Raw genomic sequence first — 18,907 nt, 5'->3', positions numbered from 1 at the left:
TGCTCAGCTACCAGGGCGGGATCACGGTACCCGGCTACACCGCCGCCAAGCACGGCATCGCCGGGCTGACCAAGGCACTGGCCAACGAGTGGGCCCCGCACGGCGTCAACGTCAACGCCATCGCCCCCGGCTACATCGCCACCGACAACACCCAGGCCCTGCGCGCCGACCCGGCCCGCAGCCGGGCGATCCTCGACCGGATCCCGGCCGGCCGCTGGGGCAGCGCCGACGACCTCGCCGGCGCCACCGTCTTCCTCGCCTCCGACGCCGCCGCCTACATCCACGGCACCATCCTGCCCGTCGACGGCGGATGGCTCGGCCGATGACCACACCCCTCACATCGGTCCTGGCCGGCACCAGAATCCTGCCGGTGCTGACCGTCCCCTCGCCCACGACAGCCATCCCACTCGCCGCCGCGCTGGCGGAGGGCGGGGCCCGGTGCGCCGAGGTCACGTTCCGCACCGATGCCGCCGAGCAGGTGGTGAAGGCGATGGCGGCGCACGGCGGGCTGACCGTCGGTGCCGGTACGGTCCTCACCGCCGAGCAGGCGGAACGCGCGGTCGCGGCCGGTGCCCGTTTCGTCGTCTCACCTGGATTCGACGAGGAAGTCGTCGCGAAATGCCGGGAGTTGGAGGTGCCCGTCGTCCCGGGTGTCGCCACGGCGACCGAGCTGATGCGGGCCCTGCGGGCCGGGCTCGACACGGTGAAGCTGTTCCCCGCCGAACCGCTCGGCGGTCCGGACGCCCTTCGGGCCCTCGCCGCGCCGTTCCCGCAGGCGCGGTTCGTGCCGACCGGAGGCATCGGCATCGACCGGCTGGCCGACTATTTCGCCGAGCCCTCGGTCCTCGCCGTGGGCGGCAGCTGGCTGGCGCCCGTCGCCCTCCTGGAGTGCGGCGACTACGCGGAGATCCTGCGGCTGACCGCGCAGGCGGTCGAGAGGAGCAGGCCGTGACCGACGTGGTGGCCCTCGGAGAGGTGATGCTCCGCTTCGACCCGGGTGAGGGCCGTATCCGCACCGCCCGCTCCTTCCAGGTGTGGGAGGGCGGCGGCGAGTACAACGTCGTACGGGGACTGCGCCGCTGCTTCGGGCGCAGTACGGCCGTCGTGACCGCGCTGGCCGACAACGCGGTGGGCCGGCTGGTCGAGGACCTGATCCTGCAGGGCGGCGTCGACACGTCCATGGTCCGCTGGGTTCCTGCGGACGGCATCGGCCGTACCGCGCGCAACGGCCTGAACTTCGTGGAACGCGGCTTCGGTATCCGTGGCGCCCTGGGCGTCAGCGACCGGTCGAACACGGCGGTGTCCCAGCTGCGGAAGGGGGACGTCGACTGGGACGCCGTATTCTCCACGGGGGTGCGCTGGTTCCACACCGGGGGAATCTTCGCCGGGCTGTCCGACACCACCGTGGACGTCGCCGAGGAGGCCATGGCGGCGGCCCGACGGCACGGGGCGACCGTGTCGTACGACCCCAACTACCGCCCCAGCCTGTGGGAGGGCCGGGGCGGCGCCGACCGGGCCCGTGAGGTCGATCTACAACTCGCCCGGCACGCCGACGTCGTCGTGGGCGCCCTGGGCCTTACGGGGAGACACCCGGGGGCGGTGCGCGTCGGCGCGGACGAACTCCCGGACGCCCTGGCGGAGGTGTCCGAACTCCTGCCGAGGGCCGGGGTATTGGCGACGACCCTGCGCGCGGTGCCCTCGGCGGGGGTGAACGACTGGTCCTCCGCCGCATGGTCGCCCGGGACCGGTTTCCTCACCGGGCCCCTGATGCCGGGCCTGCACGTCCTGGACCGCATCGGCTCCGGCGACGGTTTCGCCGCCGGACTGATCCACGGTCTGCTCGCCGGCGAGAGTCTGGAGCGCGCCCTCGCCTACGGCACCGCGCACGGCGCCCTCACCATGACCACGCCCGGCGACGTCTCCATGGCCTCACTCGCCGAGGTGGAGGCGCTGATGGCCGGAGGCTCCGCGGCCGTCCGACGCTGAGCCGGGCACCGAATCACCCGCACCCTGGAGTATCCCTTGCAGCGCAGGAAGATCACGAACACCCAGGTCGAGCTCACCGAACTCGGCTTCGGCGCCTCGGTCATCGGCAACCTGTACCGGGTCACCCCGGCCGGGGACGCGGCCTCGGCGGTCGAGACTGCCTGGGAGGCCGGTATCCGCTACTTCGACACCGCGCCCCACTACGGCCTGGGACTGTCGGAGGCGCGACTGGGCGAGGCCCTGCGCCACCGTCCGCGGGACGAGTACGTCGTATCGTCCAAGGTCGGCCGTCTGCTGGTGCCCAACGAGGCCCCGCGAGGCGTCGACAGCGAGGGCTTCGTCGTCCGCGACGACCTGCGCCGGCAGTGGGACTTCAGCCGCGACGGCGTCCTGCGCTCCATCGAGGCCACCCTGGATCGGACCGGCCTCGACCGGTTGGACGTGGTCTATCTCCACGACCCCGACGACCACTGGAGGCAGGCCGCGGACCAGGCCATGCCCGCCCTGGCCGACCTGCGCGACCAGGGGGTGATCGGCGCGATCGGGGCCGGCATGAACCAGTCGGCGATGCTCGCGCGCTTCCTGCGCGAGACCGCCGCCGACGTCGTCATGCTCGCCGGCCGCTACACCCTCCTCGACCAGTCCGCCCTCGACGACGTCCTGCCCGCCGCACACGCACACGGCAGGAGCGTGGTCGCGGTCGGCGTTTTCAACTCCGGACTCCTCGCCAGGGACCGCCCCGCCGAGGGCATGAAGTACGACTACCAGGACGCCCCGACGCACCTGGTCACCCGGGCACAGCGCATCGCGGAGGTGTGCGAGGAGCACGGGACGAGCCTCCCCGCCGCCGCGCTGACCTTCCCGTTCACCCACCCCACTATCATCAACGTCACCCTCGGAATGCGGAATCCGGAACAGGTCGTGCGAAACGTCGGGCTCCACCGGCGACGCGTCCCCACGGGGCTCTGGGACGATCTTCGGGCTCAGGGACTCATCAGGCCGGATGTGCCCGCGCAGCAGCCTCAGGGAAGGAGTGCGCCATGTCTCTGACGGACAGGGCAATCGAGCAGATCCGGGAACTTATCCGGACCGGAGCGCTGCCCCCGGGCTCCAAACTGCCGCCCGAGCAGGAGTTGTCCGCACAACTCGGGCTGTCCCGCAACCTCGCCCGGGAGGCGGTCAAGGCGCTCGCCGTGGCCCGTGTGCTGGAGGTCCGGCGGGGCGACGGCACCTACGTCACCAGTCTCCAGCCGAGTCTGCTCCTCGAAGGGCTCGGGGGAGCGGTCGAGCTGATGCAGAGCGACAAGGGCGCGCTGCTGGACCTGATGGAGGTACGGCGCCTGCTCGAACCCCTCGCCACCGCCCTCGCCGCCACCCGGATCACCGACGACGGTCTGGCCGAGGTCAAACGCCATCTGGACGCCATGCGGGAGGCCCGTGACGACGTCGAGCTGCTGAACTCCCACGACGCGGCCTTCCACCGGGCCGTCGTCTCCGCCACGGGCAACGAATCACTGCTCACCCTCCTCGAAGGCATCTCCGGTCGCACTCTCCGTGCCCGTATCTGGCGCGGCCTCGTCGACGACCAGGCCGCGGGGCGGACCCTCGCCGAGCACGAGGCGATCTACGCGGCGCTTTCGGCACGTGACTTCGCCCTCAGCCAGGCGGCGGCGCTCCTGCACGTCAGCAACACCGAGGAGTGGCTGCGCGAGCACCTTAGAACGGCCGCTTCCCTGGGGGACGACCCGGGGAGTGCCGAGGACGGGGCCGACCTCAAGGCATCCTGAACGGCGCGGTCGGCGAGGCTCGCCGACGGCGGAGCGGGGGCCGTCGGCGGCGGAGGGCCTGGTGCCGTGCCGCTTGCGTCTGCTACGGGGACCCTTGAAAGCCGAGTAGAACTTGGTTTTAGATGAGGGGCCGCTATCGGGTGGCACCCCCGCGACACGCGACTGACCGGCCCGCGGCTGCACCATCGGGACGATGCGGCCCGGCCGAGAGCCGAGGAACCCCAAGTGAACACAGCCCCCCGCCACCCCGCTGCCGCCTGGGCCTCCCCGGGCCTGCTGGCCACCGGTCGACTGGTGACGCACGCGCTGGACCACCCGGACCGAGTGAGCCTGGACGGAACCTGGGAGTTCCAGCTGCTGCCGCACCCCGACGCGGCACCGGGGGAGTCCTGGGGCACCGTCGACGTCCCAGGAGCCTGGACCCTGCAGGACAAGGGTGACCTCCCGCACTACACCAACATCGCGATGCCCTTCGAAGCGGAGCCGCCGTACCCGCCGGCGGCCAACCCGACGGGGGTGCACCGGCGGCGGTTCGACGTGCCGCGGGAGTGGCTGGCCCGGCGGACCGTGCTGCACGTCGGCGCGGCGGAGAGCGTACTGCTGGCGCGGCTGAACGGGCACGAGGTCGGCATCAGCAAGGACTCGCACCTGGCGGCCGAGTTCGAGGTCACCGGGCTGTTGCGCGAGCACGGCAACGAACTGGTGCTGACCGTGGTGAAGTACTCCGACGCCAGTTATGTGGAGGACCAGGACCAGTGGTGGCACGGCGGGATCACCCGCTCGGTCCACCTGTACACCACCGGGCCGACCTATCTGGAGGACGTGCACGTCGTCGCCGACTTCGACGCGGAGACCGGGAGCGCCTCGCTGCGCGTCGACACACATCTAGCCACCAACAATGGAAAGCTCTCGGACGGCTGGCGGGTACGCGTACGGGTGCCCGGTCTGCTCGACGCGGTCGAGATCCCGGTGCCGGTCCTGGAACCGCCCCGGGGCATGACCCCGACGATGCCGACCGGGGACGAGATTCCGCAGCCGATGATCCCCGCGGACACCCTCGACCTGCTGAGCCTGCGCCCGGCGCGGGCGCCCCTCGGGGAGGAGGAGGCCGCCACCGCGGACCTGATCCAACAGGTGTTGTTCCCGCCGCGTCCGGGCGTGGCGGTGGTGCGCGCGTCCGGCCTGCCTGCCGCCCCGTGGTCCGCGGAGGACCCGCGCCGTTACGGCCTGGAGGTGGAGCTGCTGGACCCCGACGGCACGGTGGCGGAGCGCACCACCCTGTCCATCGGGTTCCGCCGGGTGGAGATCCGTGGACGGGACCTGCTGGTCAACGGCCGCCGGGTGCTGATCCAGGGCGTCAACCGGCACGACGCTGACCCTCACACCGGTCGTACCGTCAGCCGCGAGCGCATGGAGCGGGAACTCTCCCTGCTCAAGAGGTTCAACGTCAACGCCATCCGCACCTCGCACTACCCCAACGACCCCGTGTTCCTGGAGCTGTGCGACACCTACGGGTTCTACGTGGTCGACGAGGCGGACATCGAGGCCCACGCGTACGCCTCCTCGCTGGCCCACGACCTGCGCTACCTGCCGGCCTTCGTCGACCGGGTCGCGCGGATGGTGCGGCGGGACAAGAATCACCCGAGCGTGATCGTCTGGTCGATGGGCAACGAAAGCGGCTACGGACCCGTCCATGAGGCCGCCGCGGCCTGGGTGCGCGCCTTCGACCCGACCCGGCCGGTGCAGTACGAGGCGGCGATCCAGCCCGACTGGTACGCGGGCCACGCCGCCAGCGACATCGTCTGCCCGATGTATCCGGTGCCCGCGGCACTGCAGGCGTACTCGGCGTCCCCGGACGCGGACCGCCCGCTCATCCTGTGCGAGTTCCAGTACGCGCAGGGCAACTCCAACGGCGGCTTCGACGAGGTCTGGCGCCTACTGGAGAGCGCACCCGGCCTGCAGGGCGGCTTCGTCTGGGAGATGCTCGACCACGGCCTGGACCCGGACCGTGACGGCCGATACCGGGCGGGCGGCGACTTCGGGGACCAGCCCCACGACGGGCTCACCTGCATCAACGGACTGGTCTTCCCGGACCTCACCCCCAAGCCCGCCCTGTACGAGGCCCGGACCCTGTTCGCTCCGCTCACCCTGGCCGCGGCCCCCGACCGGGCCCGGTCGGATCTGCAGCGGGGACGGCTGCGCCTGCGCAACCGGCAGGCCTTCAGCGACACCACCGGCCTCGAGCTGTCCGCACAGGTGGAGACCTCCACCGGACCGTCGCGGTCCGTTCCGCTGTCCTGTCCCGTCATCGGACCGGGCGAAGAGGGAGTGCTGGCGCTCCCGGAGACGCTGCGGCGGGCGGCGACGGCGACGGACGCCCTGGCGGTCACCGTGATCGTGGCCACCGCGGACGATCACCCCTGGGGACCGGCCGGCACCGAACTGGCCCGCCTCCAGATCTCCCGGCCGCGCTCCTCCTCTCTCGGGTCCGCCAGGGCCGGAGTTCCGGCAGGCGTACCGCTCGACGCCGACGGCATGCTCGACCATCCCGGCCTGGGCACCGCCCCCGAGCTGTCGTTGTGGCGTGCCCTCACCGACAACGACGCCGCGGGCGTACTCGATCACCGGCTGCGCCGGACCGGACTGTTCCGCACGGAGCGCAAGCTGGTGTCCGTGACCGAAGGGCCGGGCACGGCGACCGTGGATGCGGCCTTCACGGCAGCGTTCGGGCAGGTGGTCACGCACCGGCGGACCATCACCGCCCTCGGTGGTGACGCGTTCCGGTTCGACGAGGAGGTCGTCCTCCCCGACACGTTCGAGGAGCTGCCCCGGGTGGGCCTGGTGCTGGAGACCCTTCCCGGCTTCGACTGGATCGCCTGGACTGGTCTCGGCCCGCACGAGACCTACCCGGACCGCCGGGCGTCCGGCCTGCTCGGCCGCTGGGAGAGCGCGGTTTCCGACCTCGCCGTACCGTACCTGCGCCCGCAGGAGAACGGTGGCCGTGCCGAGGTCACGGACCTGGAACTCGGTGACGCGGCCGGGCGCCGACTACGGCTGCGCACGGACCGGCCCGTCCAGATGAACGCCTCTCACCAGCGGGTCGCGGACCTGGAGTCGGTTCAGCGGGTCTGGCAGCTCACTCCGCGTCCGCAGACCGTGCTCCACCTCGACGTCGCACACCGGGGTCTCGGCACGGGGGCTCTCGGCCCGGACACTGCTCCCCTGTTCCGGGTCCGGCCGGGCCGGTACACCTGGAGCTGGGAGCTGGCCTTCGACGGTTTCCAGGACTGAGATCCAGATCTCCGCGGGACTCGCCGCGAGAACTTGAACAGCACCCTCAAGTTGGAGTTACAGTGGGGACATATCTTGAGGGGCTCCTCAAGATGATGGAGGGGATCTGATCAGGATGACTGACCGTGACGATGTGCTGGACCTCGTGGCGCGTTCCGCCGACGCGGTGAACCGGCTGGACGCGGAACAGTTCGAGAGTCTGTGGACGCCCGAGGCGGCCTGGGTGATCGACCCGCCCCTGGACTTCACCCTGGAGGGTTCCCGGGCGGAGATCGCCAAGGGGTTCGAGGCGGGGATGCGGGCGATGTGGGCGTCGTTCCTCCAGTTGATCCACAGCACGACGGTGGACATCGACGGGGACACCGCGACCGCACGGACGTACCTCACCGAACAGGGGATTCGTCTGGACGGCACCGGTCAGGTCCTGCACGGTGTCTACGAGGACACCGTCGTCCGCACCGCCGAGGGCTGGCGGTTCGCCAGGCGGCACTTCCGCTACCTCTACCTCGACCAGCCGCAGCTTGCCGGCCAGGCCGCCGCAACCGGGACGTTCGCCCTCCCCGTCGCCCGCTGAGCGGGACGGGGGCCGGTGATCCCTGCACCCCGGTTACGATGCCGGGATCACCGCTCGGCGCGGGCTCGGCGAGTTCCGGAGGAGGGCGCATGACAGGCCGACGTGACGGCACGCGGACGAGCGAGGACCCACCGTCACCCCGGCTGCGCGCGGACGCCCGCCGCAACGTGGAGAAGCTGCGCGACGCGGCCCGGGAGATCTTCCTCCGGGAGGGACTTGAGACGCCCCTCGAGGACATCGCCCGCAGGGCGGGGGTCAGCATCGGAACCCTCTACAACCGGTTCGGCAGCCGGGCCGAGCTGATCGACCAGGCCGTCGCGGACGTGGCCGCGCAGCGGCTCGTCGCACTGGCCGGGCTCGTCGACCAGGCGCACGGCCCGTGGGCCAGGTTCGCCGCCTTCGTCTGGGGGACCTGCGAGATGCAGGCCGCCGACCGGGCGTTCAACGACGTCGTCGCCCGCCGCTACGCGGACGCTCCCCGACTGCGGGCGATCTGCGACGACAACCTCGTCGTCGGCGACGACCTCATGCGCACGGCGCAGGCCTCCGGCGTGCTGCGTCACGATGTCACCCGGGACGATCTCTACCGTCTCTTCCGGTCGATCGCGGCGCTGATCCGCGACGGGGAGCCGGACGACGGGTGGCGCCGACACCTCGAGTACTTTCTCGACGGTCTGCGCACGGGCGGGCCCACCGCACGGTGACGCGGGGACCATCGCCCGGGCGGCGGTGTTCCCGCCGCCCGCCCTGCTGTGCCGTCGTTGCCTCCGGGCACAGCACTCACAGCGTGCCCCTGCCAAGCCGCCGTCCCCGGTGGCGTCCGGGCAGGTACCGGACGCGCCGGCCCTGCGGCAAGGTCGAGATCGGCGGCGACACCAACTCCACCTCCGGGTCCAGCCACGAGCACAGCGGCGGCGACCTCGACTGCGACCGCGGCGAGTGACCCCCGAGATTCCGACACCCGGACGCTGGATGTTTCGTCATCCAGGGGGAGCGATCCGTGGTGGCAAAGCGAAGGAATTTCCCGGACGGGTTCAAACGGGACGCAGGGGCGTGGGTATCCATCTGGAGACCCTGCGGAAGTGGGTCCGCGTGGACACCCTCCGACGTTCCCGGACGCTGGACGGCGAGGGTGATGCCGGTATGACCTCCGACGAGCAAGAGGAACTCAGACGCTTGCAGTGAGAGAACGCCCGGCTGAAGAAGGACAACGAGGTCCTCCGGCAAGCCGCTGCCCATTTCGCACGGGAGACGACACGGTGGTCCGCGAGGTCCACACCGATTCCCGGGGCGTTTACGGGGCCCTGCGTATCACCCGCGCCTTGCGTGCAGGGACACGTCGTGAATCGTAGGCGCGTCGCGCGGGTCATGCGGGAACGGCAGAGCGCCGGGATAACGCGCAGGAGATCGCGGTCGCCCACCAAACCGGACCGCGCGGCGCCGTCGGCCCCCAACCTCACCCAGCGGAACTTCACCGCGCCGATGCCAGGGCTGAAACTCATCGGCGACATCACCTGCCTGCCCACGGCCGAGGGATGGCTCCACCTGCGCACGGTCATTGACCGGTGCACGCGCGAAGTCGTGGGCTGCTCGATGGCCGACCACATGCGCACCCAGCTGGTCGAGGACGCCCTTCGTATGGCCCACGCCGGTGGCCATACGGCGGTACCGCGAATTCCCATTCCGACCGCGGATCTCAGTACACGTCTCCAGCTTCTTCGCCGCACTCGAGTCGGAAATCGGCACCACCGCCTGACCGCCCCGGACGCAGGGCGCCCGCATCAGGGATGGGCCCGCCACCGACAGCGGACGAAAGGCTCGGCTACGCCGCCCGTTCATAGCGGCCACCGCACCGCTCCTGGGACAAGCAACCGCCCCGTCGTCTTCACACCACGGTCGCCGAGGATTCCCTGACGAGACCGAGTGGAACAACGGAAAGTAACCGCCCTCGCCGACCACCAGGACTCGGATTGCTCATCATCAACCGACGTGGTCAGCGTTCATGACGTCCGGATTCCGGCGTTTCCGCACGAGCCAGTGAACACGATCAAGCGGAACCCACATGCCGGAGCAACGGTGCGCAAGCAGCGCGGATAGTCCGGCGGAGCGGTCGCCGGGACGGCGGCCGACGTGGTACGCCTCGATCCGACGACGGACTCACCGGATCGGCGTGCTGCTCGCGGTCCGGCATGTCCGCACCGCGGGACGCGCCCCGCACGGGCGACCGCCGGCCCTGCCCGGACAAGCCGTGAAGCGGGCCCGGCGTGTGCGCGAGCAGCACACCGGGGCTGTCGGGGTCGGCGAGGTCTCTCCGCGCCGAACGGAAGCGTGAGCCGTCCGCGCCTGGGTCAGAGTTCGTCCTTCGGCACGTTGCTCACCCCCCGGGCACCGAGGGCGGTGAGCAGGACGACTGCCGCCGTGGCCGCGTCGTGGATGGACACTCCGTACGTGCTGGTGCTGGCGCCGCCGTTGTTGCGGTAGATCTGACTGGTGGCGGCCCAGTTGCGCATCGCTGCCACGTCGTCCGACGCCAACCTGTACGCGCGGAAGTTCTGGATCTCGGTGTAGATCCTCTTGGCCAGCGGAGAGTACCGCGCCCCTTCCGCGATGCCGACGATGAAGGTCAGCATCGAGCGGGCGACCTGGGCCGCCGAGGCGTTGCCGGTGTTGAAGTTGCGGATCTGCTGTATCGCGTTGTCGAACGTGGCGGTCCCGATGGTCAGGTCGGTCAGGTTCACCCCTGCCAGGCGGGCCAGTGCGTCGTAGCCCTCGGGCCAGGTACTGCTGCCCGCGGGACCGTTGTACCGGTGGTCGAGGGGAGGTACGTCGTTCGCCAGGTTGGCGCCGACGGTTCGGTTGTTGTCGAAGAAGTAGAACTGGACGACGTAGTAGTCGCTGAGCCGGACCCTGATGTGAAGGGTCGCGCCGTTGCTCGCCGTCGCGACGACGTCGGCGAACTGCTGGGTCTGTGACGGGTCGGTGACATCGACGTTCCTCGTCACGCCGTTGGAGTCGGTGATGGTCTGGCGCTGCGCGCCGGCGATTCTGCCCGCCGCGTTCCGCACTCCGGAGATCAGGGGGCGAAACCGTCCGCGCCGTCGGCGACGTTCCACAAGATCTGCGCGTCGGCGACGGTGCTGATGTGGTGGGAGTCCAGCTTCACGTTGTGCGCGGCGCCGGCAGACGTGGTGTGCGCCGGAGCGCTGAGGCCGACGACGCTGACCACCAGGGCGGCGGCGACCGCCAGGGTGGTGGTGCCGACGACGCGCCTGCGGAGTGAGGTGCCGGCCGGGGGCTGGGTGCTGGGCACGGGGGATTCTCCTCTGTCGAGCGGAAGTGGTCGGGGCCGGGCCACAGCGCACGGACCCGATCTCCACCACCGAGACTGACGACCCGCACATTGATCCGCATCGCCCCCGCCCGAAGGCAATCAATTGATGTGGTGGCAATTCGGCTGTCTCCTCGCATCGACCTCGATTCGTCAGCGGGATTCTTGGCTTACCTGGTCGGCGGTTCGTCCGTGTCCTCTGCCGTTTGAGGAAGGGCCGTCGCGTGTCGCCGCGGGTGCGCCGGGTTCCGCGGGCCCCGAGTGCTGCCGGTCTTCTCCTTTCGGGTCCTTGTCGGGCCAGTGCCCGGCCGGTCCGGCGACGGCCGGGAGGGCGGCGAGTCGTTGCCAGCAGGTGGCTTGGGCCCAGGGCCGGGTGGCTTCGATCCGCAGCCATCGGCGGCGAGGTTCACGGCGAGCATCCAACCGCGGTTGACTTGCCACGAGCCGGACGGCAAATCGTCCAGTCCCATGGCCTTGTCGGTGCGGACCCGGTCTTCCACCCCGGCGTGCGAGCGGTGCAGTCCGTCCAGGGACTGGCTGTGGCCTGAGCCGGCGATGCCCCGCACGTGGCGGATCTTGCTCGCGTTGACGCGGTACCGCCGGCCGGTCCTGGCCTCGAACGCGGTCAGCTTCTTCGGGTGCCGCCGGGACGGGCGGACACGGCGGACGATCAGCCGCATGCCCTGCGGCCAGTCCTCGCGGGTGTCCAGTCCGGTCAGTTCGGCGACGACTAGCCGCAGCTTTGCGATGGACTGCTCGTCGGCGTCGGTGATCTTCCAGCCGACCGTGTAGCGGACCGTGCGCCGGGTGGCGTTCAGGGCTTCGAGGCGTTCCAGCAGCCCGTGGGTGGCTCCGGCATCGTCCGCCCGGACGAGGATCTTCGCCGCTGAGGAGCCGGGGATCTGCGCGCGGGCGCCGGTGAGCACACGGATGTGGACGGCCACCGTGTTCGCACCGGCGTTCCCCGGTCGCAGCAGGTGTGTCGTACCACCCCCACGGCGAGCCGTTCCGACAGGACCGGAAGACCTCCGTCGCGTTGGTGATCCACCGGGGAGCCCCGCAGGCCACACCCGCGTGTCTGTCCTCCCGATCGGTCCTGACCCCGGACGAGGTCGGGCCGAACGACGGTGTCCTGCTGTTCCGAGGCGCGGGCATGGCGCCGCTGGTGCACCGGTTCGCCACGGGCATGGGCGCCGGGCTGCCGCCGGTCGCGGTGCCGGCACTCCTGCTGGACCGGGCCGACGTGCGGTCGGCCCTGGGCTCCGGGGCCGCCAGCCGTCTGCTGGAATCCGAGCAACCGGACCTGCTGGAAGCAGCGTTGCGCTGCACGGCCGCGGGGAGGGCCGTACTCGCGGCGGACATCTCCGTCGTGCGGCACCGCCTCGCGCACCGGGCGGCGGCGAGGCGGTCGGACGAGCCCGCCGCGGTGACACGTCGGCTGCTGCTGCCGACGGACATGACGGCACGTACCGCGACGGTGCCCGGCCACCAGCCGTGCCTTTCCCGACGGGAGGGGCAGCTCATGGGTCTGCTGTCGTCCGGCCGTGGCATCCGGAGGTGTTCGCCGTATGGCGGTGACGGACCTGACGGCCGGGAACTACCTGAGCCGCATCTCCATGAAGCTGGGGGTCTCCTCGGGGTGGGACCCACCGGCCTCGGCCGCTCGTGCCGACGCCGCGTGACATGAGTGGCAGCGGCGGGCGACAAGCCGCGCTACGCGGCGGAAATGTGGTAGCTGGCGATGCTTCCGTCCTTCAGCTGCGGGATGTACACCAGACGGTAGTGGGCGGAGCCGCCGGGGCGCACGTAGGGGAATTCCACCGTGCGGTCGGTCTGCCACCACCAGTCCGTGGCCAGGTAGCAGGAGTTCGGCGGAAATTCCATTTCGGGAATGCTCCATGGCGCTGCCCGCGAAATTGACTCGGATCGAGTCGGGCAGCGCCTGATTTGAATTTTCTGACGGGACCGGCGTCCCCGGGCTGACCGGTGAGCGGCCCCCGACGGCTCTGGGGATGTGTCCGTCGGGGGCCGCTCGTGCCCCGTCACCGGCGTGTCCGGGGGAGAAGGCCCGGTGACCCGGGTGGGCAATGCCCACGATTTCGCCTGGCGGGTTGATCAACAGCTCCCGCCCCCGAAGGCAATCAACTCTGTGACCTGCGTGTGATGCTCCGGCGGACGCCGGTCACCGGTTCGACTCCGGGACGCGGCCGACGGCTCACCCGCTGCCGGACGCCGCACCGTCGCACACCCGCGTGTACGGCACGTTCTGTACCCGGGAACGCCACTCGGCGCGGGTGAGGACGGCCCCTCGGACGCGGGCGCAGACTTCGGAGAGCGCCTGCTCGGTGCCGATGGGACAACTCTGGAGCGGAACATGCGGAGAGGCCACGTACAGCGTGGTGCCCTCGGGGGAGAAGGCGAGGGACGTGATGCCGTCGCCCGGCGTGGTGAGAGGCCCGCCCAGCGGCTGGCGGGTGGCCACGTCCCAGAGCTGGACGGAGCCGGCGTCGCCGCCGACCGCGAGGGTCGCGCCGTCCGGGCTGACCGCCACCGCGGTCACCCCCTCCGGACTGCCGTCCAACGGCGCCGGGAACGTGTCGCGCAGGACAGCCGCCCGATGCTCCAGTCCCGCGTCCCACAGAGCGACACGGCCGGTCCGGTCGCCCGCCGCGAACAGCGTCCCGTCGGCCGCGAATCCCATGGCACCCGACCCGTCGCCCTGCACCAGGGTCTTCGGAACGGCGCGGCCGGGGACCGCCGTGCCCGCCGGGAGGGACTGGGAGTTCTCGGGAAGCGCGGCGATCCCGCCGTCACCGACGAAGAGACGGCCGTCGGGACGGACGACGGCCCGTCCGCTCGTCATGTCGTCCAACACGGCGGTCCTGCGGTGCCGGGCCACGTCCCACACCTCGTCCCGTACCCCCTCGGACGTCGCCGGAAGGGCGGCGAACAGGAGGTGTCCGCCGAGTCCCAGGGTGATGCTGAGCGCCGACGGCCCCGACAACTCCAGAGTGCTCTGGGCCCGGTCCTGAGCCGGGTCCCAGACTGTCAGCGGCTGCGAGGCCAGCTCCCTGCCGGGTACGGAGACGCCGTACGCGAACGACTTCCCGTCCGGTCCGAACGCCATCAGCGGCACCGTCTCCTCCGGCGCGACGGGGGTCGACGGGTCGCGGGGGACGGGGACGTCGGCCGGGGGCAGGGAGCGCGCCCTGCGGAGGCCGGTGACGGCGCGCAGCGTGAAGACGTAATGGGAGCCCGTGCGTACGGCGGTGGCGTACGTACGGCCGTCGGGGCTCAGCAGTTCCGCGTCCACCGGGGTGGGGCGCCATGCCGACGTGACGGACGGACCGAGGTCGAGGGTGTGCACGGTGCCGCCCTCCAGATAGCGCAGGGTCCGGCCGTCCGGTTCCCAGAAGGGGCCGCCGTACGGACGTCGGCCGTCCAGTGGTTGGCGGAAGACCTGGGCGTCCGGGAACGCGAGTCGCCACACGTGGATCTCGTCGTGGCCCACCGTTCGCCAGGAACTTCCCGTCGTCGCTGACGGACGCCCAGGTCGCCCCGGGCTCGGCCAGTTCGGCGAGCCGGCGGCCGGTCCGGGTGTCCCAGACGGTCACGTCCCGGTCGGTGACGATGGCGAGACGGTGGCAGGGGCCGATCAGAACCGCGACGGCGCACCCGCGCAGGCGTCGCGGACCCGCTGCCAGCCCCCTGGTAGCACGCGGCCGCCGGCGGTGTCCCACAACCGCGGCGACCCTCCCGAGGAGCACACCGCGACGAGTCGGCCGTCGGTGCTCGCCTCGGCGGCGGCCGACGGGTCCGCCGTGGTCTCGAAGAGCGTTCTGCCGTCGGCGACCGCGCGCAGGCGCACCTGGTCGCCGTCCTGGGCGAGGTACGCCCGTGCGTCGCGGGTGAGCGCGACCGAGGTGGTGAACGGCAGGGAGTCCGCACCGCCCGTCCACCGTCCGGTGACCGTGTTCCACAGGCGCTGGTGGTCCCCGACGCTGACGACGAGGGTACGGGTGTCGACGGCCTCGACGACTGAGGAGCCGACCGGCAGGCTGCCTTGGGCCAGGGGGCGGTGGCCGGTCACGTCCCAGGTGCGCCACATGCCACCGACGGCGCTGAGCAGCGTACGGCCGTCGGCAAGGAGGAAGCGGGCCGCGGTGACATCACGGCCGGAGCCGGGTCCTGGGCCGGGGTCGCCGCTGACGTCCCGCTCCGGGGCGGAGCCGGGGCCAGGGTCGGTGAAGGCGTCCCGCTCGGGCTGGAACAGGGAGCCCTGAACGGGGGCAAACCTAGGGGAGGGAACGGTTCTTTCGGGCAAAAAGAGCGTAGAGATTGGTTGAATGTGGCTTTCGCCGCCTCAGGTCCTGACTCCGGCGGTTCATCGGGCGTCCTTACTCTGACGTTCGCGGAGCGTTTTTCCAGTCAGCCGGGCGCCGGGGCCTGACCGGCCGGCTGCGGGAGGAGTCGACCGCCGTGCGTGCGCGGGTGACTGCCTCGCCGGGATCGCCCGCGGTGTCGGCGCCCGCTCGTCATCCGAACACGGTGTTCTGCAGAGCTGCGGCGTAGCGGTCGAGCAGTGCGCCGAACTGCTCGATGTCGTCGTGCGACCAGTCGTGCAGCAACTCGCCGAGCATGGCGATCGACGTGTCCACGACGGCCTGGTGGGTGCGGCGGCCGGTCCCGGTGACGGTGATACTCACGGCGCGTTGGTCGCCTTCGTCGGTCGCCCGCTCGACGAGGCCGCGGGTCTCCATGCGGGCCAGCACCTTGCTCACGTTGGAGGCGCCGGTTCCAGTCTGCTGTGCCACGTGCGAGGGCCGGGCCGAACCGCCCGCGCGCATCAGGACGTTGAGCACCGTCATCGACGCCGGATCGATGCCCGCCCCCGCGCGCTCGATGATGACTTCCTGGATTCCGGCCGCGGCCCAGCGGCTCAGGATGTTGGCGAAGGAGTCGTGAAGCGCGGTCAGTCCGGCCACCTCCGATGTGGTCACGGCGTCGCCCGGTGTCGCTCGCGCCATATGTGCTTGTCCTTCCTGCCGGCCCCTGTGCCGATCCTCACCCGCCGGGGCAGCCGTCACCGTCATGATCTCATCGCGCCGCCCGGCGGTACAGCGGTCCCCGTCCCGTGCCGTCCCCGGCCGCGGCCCCGCCTCGGGCGGACCGATCCCGAACGATCCCTTGCCCTCGGTGCGGGGCGGGTTTACTGTCCACAGGACAGTAAATGGCGGCTTGCCCCCGTGGCCGCGATCGGGGCGAGCCGTGTCCGCCCGTCGCGCCGCCGAACCGTTCTGTCGTCGCGCAGCCAGCACGCACCCCGCGTGCGGATTCTGCCACCATCCCCTGGACGAGGGAGCCTTCGTGTGCCCTGACCGCAGCCCCGGGCAAGTGCTGCCGCTCACGCGGACGCCCGGTTGCCGTTGCCTGCGCGCGACACCGGGGAGCTACGTACGCCGTCCGGGGCGGCCGCCCGACTCCTGGGTCGCCGACGTCCAGGCGGGCGCGCGCCGGCCGACCACACCCCCAGCACACCCTGACGGCGCGGACCCCGTCCGGGAGCGAGCCCACGAAACCTCACGGAGGTGCGTATGACCCGGATCCACGAGGCCCGGCAGCTGACCACCGGCTACAGCTGGACGGAGTGTCCGCGCTGGCACGACGGGCGCTTCTACTTCTCCGACATGTACAACCACCGCGTCGTCACCGTCACCGAGAACGGTGAGGCCGACGTCTACCTCGACCTGAACGACCGCAAGAGCCTGGTCGACGAGGAAGTCGTGTGCGTCGGCACCGGCTTTCTGCCGGACGGCCGACTTCTCGTCAACTCCATGTGGGAGCAGGTCGTCCTGGTCCACGACGGCAGCACCACGGAGGTCTACGCCGACCTGCGCGGCCTGGCGGTCAGCCCGATCAACGACATGGTGGTCGACGCACAGGGCCGGGCCTACATCAGCCAGCTCGGCTACAACCTCTTCGCCGGCGAGAGCGCGGCCAAGGCGCCGCTGCTGGTCGTGGAGCCGGACGGCACCCCACGTGTCGCCGAGGAGGGCGGCGTCTTCGACGGCGCCAACGGCATGGGCATCACGGCGGACGGCCGGACGCTGATCACCGCCGAGGTCGACGGCCTGCGGTTGACCGCGCTGGAGATCAAGGACGACGGCTCGCTCGGGGCCCGCCGTACGTTCTTCGACGGCCAGATCATGATGGACGGGATGTGCGTCGACGAGGAGGGCGCGGTCTGGGGGGCGTCCCCGATCAGCGGTGTGCTGCGGGTCCTCGAAGGCGGTCCGGCCGTGGCCTCCGTCGACCTTCCGGCCGAGCAGGCGGGCATGGGTGTCGCCTGCGCGCTCGGGGGCGCCGACCGCAGGACCCTTTTCATCACCTGCGGTGTGGAGGTCTTCGACCGCGAGAAGTCCCGCACCGAGGGCCGCGGTTCGATCTGGACCGCCCGGGTCGACGTGCCCGGCGGCACTACCCGCCCCTGACCCGACCGGTCCTCCGGAACCAGCGGAGCACACCCACGCCCACCACCACGGAATCCGCCGACCGGCGTCTCGGACTCCACCGTCCGGGGCTTGCCGTCCCGGAGCCAGGGGCCACCCTCCCGCCACCGGCTGCCGGCCCGCCCTCCGGCGTCCAGGACTCCACCACCCCAGCGTCGTCGTCCGACGGCGCCCTTGGCCCCGCCCACGGGCACCAGCCCCCGCGCTGTCAACCACTCCGGCTCAATGACGAGAACGACGAGGTACTGACATGGCACCACTCGACTTCACCGGAGGCGCGGTCGTCGTCACCGGCGCAGGACGCGGCATCGGCCGCGCGCACGCTCACCTGCTCGCCGCCCGTGGCGCGTCCGTGGTCGTCTGCGACCCCGGCGGCGACCCCGACGGCGCGAACCCGTCCGCCGCGCCCGCCGAGCAGGTGGTCAAGGAGATCGTCGAGGCCGGCGGTACCGCCGTGGCCTCGACGGAGTCCGTGGCCACCGAGGAGGGAGCCGCGGCGATCGTGCGGACCGCGCTCGACGCCTTCGGCCGACTCGACGCCGTGATCAACAACGCCGGCATCTTCCGGCCCGCCCCCTTCGGCGAGACCTCCCCGCAGACGTACCAGAAGTACCTGGACGTGCACTACCTCGGCAGCCTCCTCGTCTCCCGCGCCGCCTGGCCGCACCTGGTGGCGTCGGGGAACGGACGTATCGTCAACACCGTCTCGGCGTCCCTGCTGGGCGTGCCCGACATGGTCCACTATGGCTCCGCCAAGGGCGCTGTCTACGGCCTGACCCGCAACCTCGCCGTGGCCGGCCACGCCGTCGGGATCAAGGTCAACGCGGTGGCCCCCGGCGCCGGCACGCGCATGGTCGAACTCACCGGCGACACCCTGCCGGAGGGGATGCTCGAGTACATGATGACCAGCATGCCGCCCGAGCTCGTCTCGCCGGTCGCGGCCTACCTGGCGCACGAGAGCTGCGCCGTCACCGGCGAGGTCTTCAACGTCGCGGGCGGGCTGGTGAACCGCATGGTCATGGTCAACACCGCGGGCATCGTGGACCCGGAGCTCACCCCGGAAACCGTGGCCGAGCGGATCGGGGAGATCCTCGGCACCGACGGAGCCCAGCCCGTCGAGCTGATGCTGCCCCAGTCACAGCCCTGACCCCGCGTCATACCAGGAACGCCCACGCCGCACGGCCCCAACTCGCAGCCCAGGAGGCAAACCCATGGCCGACGACACATGGACGGTGGAGGTCGACGGGGAGGCATGCATTGGCTCCGGCGTCTGCGCCTCGGTGGCCCCCCTGCACTTCGCCGTCGAGAACGGCAGGTCCCGCCCCCTCGCCGAACGCGTCGTGCCCGCCGACGAGTTGAGGGACGTGGTCGTCCTGTGCCCCGGCGCGGCCGTCCTCGTCCGCGACGGGGCCGGCCAACTCGTCGACTGAGT

21 protein-coding genes are annotated in these 18,907 nt (G+C 71.3%); 14 read left to right on the top strand and 7 right to left on the bottom strand.

Features of this window, described 5'->3' with window-relative positions; all coding sequences use genetic code 11:
* From ACLZN2_RS36635 to ACLZN2_RS36590, 10 genes are all read left to right on the top strand, one after another.
* On the top strand, positions 1 to 326 hold a 326-nt coding region (locus tag ACLZN2_RS36635; protein ID WP_416983864.1), incomplete at its 5' end, for an SDR family oxidoreductase.
* Positions 323 to 952, top strand: a complete 630-nt coding sequence (locus ACLZN2_RS36630) for a bifunctional 4-hydroxy-2-oxoglutarate aldolase/2-dehydro-3-deoxy-phosphogluconate aldolase (RefSeq protein ID WP_416983862.1) — start codon at positions 323 to 325, stop codon at positions 950 to 952. The genes ACLZN2_RS36635 and ACLZN2_RS36630, both read left to right, overlap by 4 nt.
* The gene (locus ACLZN2_RS36625) at positions 949 to 1,986 is read left to right on the top strand and encodes a PfkB family carbohydrate kinase (protein WP_416983860.1); all 1,038 of its coding nucleotides are present in this window, start codon (positions 949 to 951) and stop codon (positions 1,984 to 1,986) included. The genes ACLZN2_RS36630 and ACLZN2_RS36625 overlap by 4 nt, the downstream gene beginning before the upstream one ends.
* Before the next feature lie 36 nt (positions 1,987 to 2,022).
* Positions 2,023 to 3,036 (top strand): aldo/keto reductase, encoded by a 1,014-nt coding sequence (locus ACLZN2_RS36620; RefSeq protein ID WP_416983859.1) that lies wholly within the window; start codon positions 2,023 to 2,025, stop codon positions 3,034 to 3,036.
* Complete coding sequence (locus tag ACLZN2_RS36615; RefSeq protein ID WP_416983858.1) at positions 3,027 to 3,773, top strand: FadR/GntR family transcriptional regulator; 747 nt, start codon at positions 3,027 to 3,029, stop codon at positions 3,771 to 3,773. Before ACLZN2_RS36620 ends, ACLZN2_RS36615 begins: the two co-directional genes overlap by 10 nt.
* Before the next feature lie 225 nt (positions 3,774 to 3,998).
* On the top strand, positions 3,999 to 7,064 hold the full coding sequence (locus tag ACLZN2_RS36610) for a glycoside hydrolase family 2 TIM barrel-domain containing protein (RefSeq protein ID WP_416983857.1): 3,066 nt from the start codon (positions 3,999 to 4,001) through the stop codon (positions 7,062 to 7,064).
* 115 nt (positions 7,065 to 7,179) lie between these two features.
* Entirely contained in the window at positions 7,180 to 7,638 is a 459-nt protein-coding gene (locus tag ACLZN2_RS36605) for a nuclear transport factor 2 family protein (protein WP_416983856.1), read from the top strand.
* Between the two features lie 89 nt (positions 7,639 to 7,727).
* Entirely contained in the window at positions 7,728 to 8,342 is a 615-nt protein-coding gene (locus tag ACLZN2_RS36600) for a TetR/AcrR family transcriptional regulator (RefSeq protein WP_416983855.1), read from the top strand.
* Positions 8,343 to 8,425: 83 nt separating this feature from the next.
* Entirely contained in the window at positions 8,426 to 8,581 is a 156-nt protein-coding gene (locus tag ACLZN2_RS36595; RefSeq protein WP_416983854.1) for a hypothetical protein, read from the top strand.
* 425 nt (positions 8,582 to 9,006) lie between these two features.
* Entirely contained in the window at positions 9,007 to 9,552 is a 546-nt protein-coding gene (locus ACLZN2_RS36590; protein WP_416983853.1) for a DDE-type integrase/transposase/recombinase, read from the top strand.
* Positions 9,553 to 9,986: 434 nt separating this feature from the next.
* Here ACLZN2_RS36590 and ACLZN2_RS36585 read toward each other — a convergent pair whose 3' ends face one another.
* The 3 genes from ACLZN2_RS36585 to ACLZN2_RS36575 form a co-directional block, all read right to left on the bottom strand.
* Positions 9,987 to 10,703 (bottom strand): ribosome-inactivating family protein, encoded by a 717-nt coding sequence (locus tag ACLZN2_RS36585; protein ID WP_416983852.1) that lies wholly within the window; start codon positions 10,701 to 10,703, stop codon positions 9,987 to 9,989.
* A gap of 8 nt (positions 10,704 to 10,711) precedes the next feature.
* A complete protein-coding gene (locus ACLZN2_RS36580) occupies positions 10,712 to 10,948 on the bottom strand; it encodes a hypothetical protein (protein ID WP_416983851.1) in 237 nt (78 codons plus the stop codon).
* Positions 10,949 to 11,136: 188 nt separating this feature from the next.
* Positions 11,137 to 11,910, bottom strand: a complete 774-nt coding sequence (locus ACLZN2_RS36575; protein WP_416983850.1) for a hypothetical protein — start codon at positions 11,908 to 11,910, stop codon at positions 11,137 to 11,139.
* A 35-nt stretch (positions 11,911 to 11,945) separates the two neighbouring features.
* Between ACLZN2_RS36575 and ACLZN2_RS36570 the strand changes: the two genes are divergently transcribed.
* Complete coding sequence (locus ACLZN2_RS36570; RefSeq protein WP_416983848.1) at positions 11,946 to 12,653, top strand: hypothetical protein; 708 nt, start codon at positions 11,946 to 11,948, stop codon at positions 12,651 to 12,653.
* A 26-nt stretch (positions 12,654 to 12,679) separates the two neighbouring features.
* Here the strand turns inward: ACLZN2_RS36570 and ACLZN2_RS36565 are convergent, their stop codons facing one another.
* The 4 genes from ACLZN2_RS36565 to ACLZN2_RS36550 all read right to left on the bottom strand — a co-directional run bounded on the left by ACLZN2_RS36565 (position 12,680) and on the right by ACLZN2_RS36550 (position 15,993).
* Complete coding sequence (locus tag ACLZN2_RS36565) at positions 12,680 to 12,850, bottom strand: hypothetical protein (protein WP_416983847.1); 171 nt, start codon at positions 12,848 to 12,850, stop codon at positions 12,680 to 12,682.
* A gap of 331 nt (positions 12,851 to 13,181) precedes the next feature.
* Positions 13,182 to 14,477: a WD40 repeat domain-containing protein gene (locus ACLZN2_RS36560; RefSeq protein WP_416983845.1), complete on the bottom strand. Its 1,296-nt coding sequence runs from the start codon at positions 14,475 to 14,477 to the stop codon at positions 13,182 to 13,184.
* Positions 14,478 to 14,621: 144 nt separating this feature from the next.
* On the bottom strand, positions 14,622 to 15,290 hold the full coding sequence (locus ACLZN2_RS36555) for a WD40 repeat domain-containing protein (RefSeq protein WP_416983844.1): 669 nt from the start codon (positions 15,288 to 15,290) through the stop codon (positions 14,622 to 14,624).
* Between the two features lie 211 nt (positions 15,291 to 15,501).
* Positions 15,502 to 15,993, bottom strand: coding sequence for a MarR family winged helix-turn-helix transcriptional regulator (locus ACLZN2_RS36550; RefSeq protein ID WP_416983843.1), 492 nt, complete (start codon positions 15,991 to 15,993; stop codon positions 15,502 to 15,504).
* Between the two features lie 567 nt (positions 15,994 to 16,560).
* Between ACLZN2_RS36550 and ACLZN2_RS36545 the strand changes: the two genes are divergently transcribed.
* The 3 genes from ACLZN2_RS36545 to ACLZN2_RS36535 all read left to right on the top strand — a co-directional run bounded on the left by ACLZN2_RS36545 (position 16,561) and on the right by ACLZN2_RS36535 (position 18,905).
* A complete protein-coding gene (locus ACLZN2_RS36545; RefSeq protein WP_416983842.1) occupies positions 16,561 to 17,457 on the top strand; it encodes an SMP-30/gluconolactonase/LRE family protein in 897 nt (298 codons plus the stop codon).
* A 268-nt stretch (positions 17,458 to 17,725) separates the two neighbouring features.
* Entirely contained in the window at positions 17,726 to 18,622 is an 897-nt protein-coding gene (locus ACLZN2_RS36540) for an SDR family NAD(P)-dependent oxidoreductase (protein ID WP_383552579.1), read from the top strand.
* Positions 18,623 to 18,686: 64 nt separating this feature from the next.
* On the top strand, positions 18,687 to 18,905 hold the full coding sequence (locus ACLZN2_RS36535) for a ferredoxin (protein WP_383552582.1): 219 nt from the start codon (positions 18,687 to 18,689) through the stop codon (positions 18,903 to 18,905).
* Positions 18,906 to 18,907 lie beyond the last annotated feature (2 nt).

It is taken from the genome of Streptomyces sp. T028 (genome assembly GCF_048159505.1).
Classification (GTDB): Bacteria; Actinomycetota; Actinomycetes; order Streptomycetales; family Streptomycetaceae; genus Streptomyces.
This window is presented reverse-complemented; position numbering and strand designations above follow the sequence as displayed.

Excerpts from the sequence above, each read along its gene's own strand:
- ACLZN2_RS36590 (WP_416983853.1), top strand. The coding sequence starts at position 9,007 with ATGCGGGAACGGCAGAGCGCCGGGATAACGCGCAGGAGATCGCGGTCG.
- ACLZN2_RS36550 (WP_416983843.1), bottom strand. The coding sequence starts at position 15,993 with ATGGCGCGAGCGACACCGGGCGACGCCGTGACCACATCGGAGGTGGCC.
- ACLZN2_RS36630 (WP_416983862.1), top strand. The coding sequence starts at position 323 with ATGACCACACCCCTCACATCGGTCCTGGCCGGCACCAGAATCCTGCCG.
- ACLZN2_RS36540 (WP_383552579.1), top strand. The coding sequence starts at position 17,726 with ATGGCACCACTCGACTTCACCGGAGGCGCGGTCGTCGTCACCGGCGCA.
- ACLZN2_RS36600 (WP_416983855.1), top strand. The coding sequence starts at position 7,728 with ATGACAGGCCGACGTGACGGCACGCGGACGAGCGAGGACCCACCGTCA.
- ACLZN2_RS36565 (WP_416983847.1), bottom strand. The coding sequence starts at position 12,850 with ATGGAATTTCCGCCGAACTCCTGCTACCTGGCCACGGACTGGTGGTGG.
- ACLZN2_RS36535 (WP_383552582.1), top strand. The coding sequence starts at position 18,687 with ATGGCCGACGACACATGGACGGTGGAGGTCGACGGGGAGGCATGCATT.
- ACLZN2_RS36615 (WP_416983858.1), top strand. The coding sequence starts at position 3,027 with ATGTCTCTGACGGACAGGGCAATCGAGCAGATCCGGGAACTTATCCGG.
- ACLZN2_RS36545 (WP_416983842.1), top strand. The coding sequence starts at position 16,561 with ATGACCCGGATCCACGAGGCCCGGCAGCTGACCACCGGCTACAGCTGG.
- ACLZN2_RS36605 (WP_416983856.1), top strand. The coding sequence starts at position 7,180 with ATGACTGACCGTGACGATGTGCTGGACCTCGTGGCGCGTTCCGCCGAC.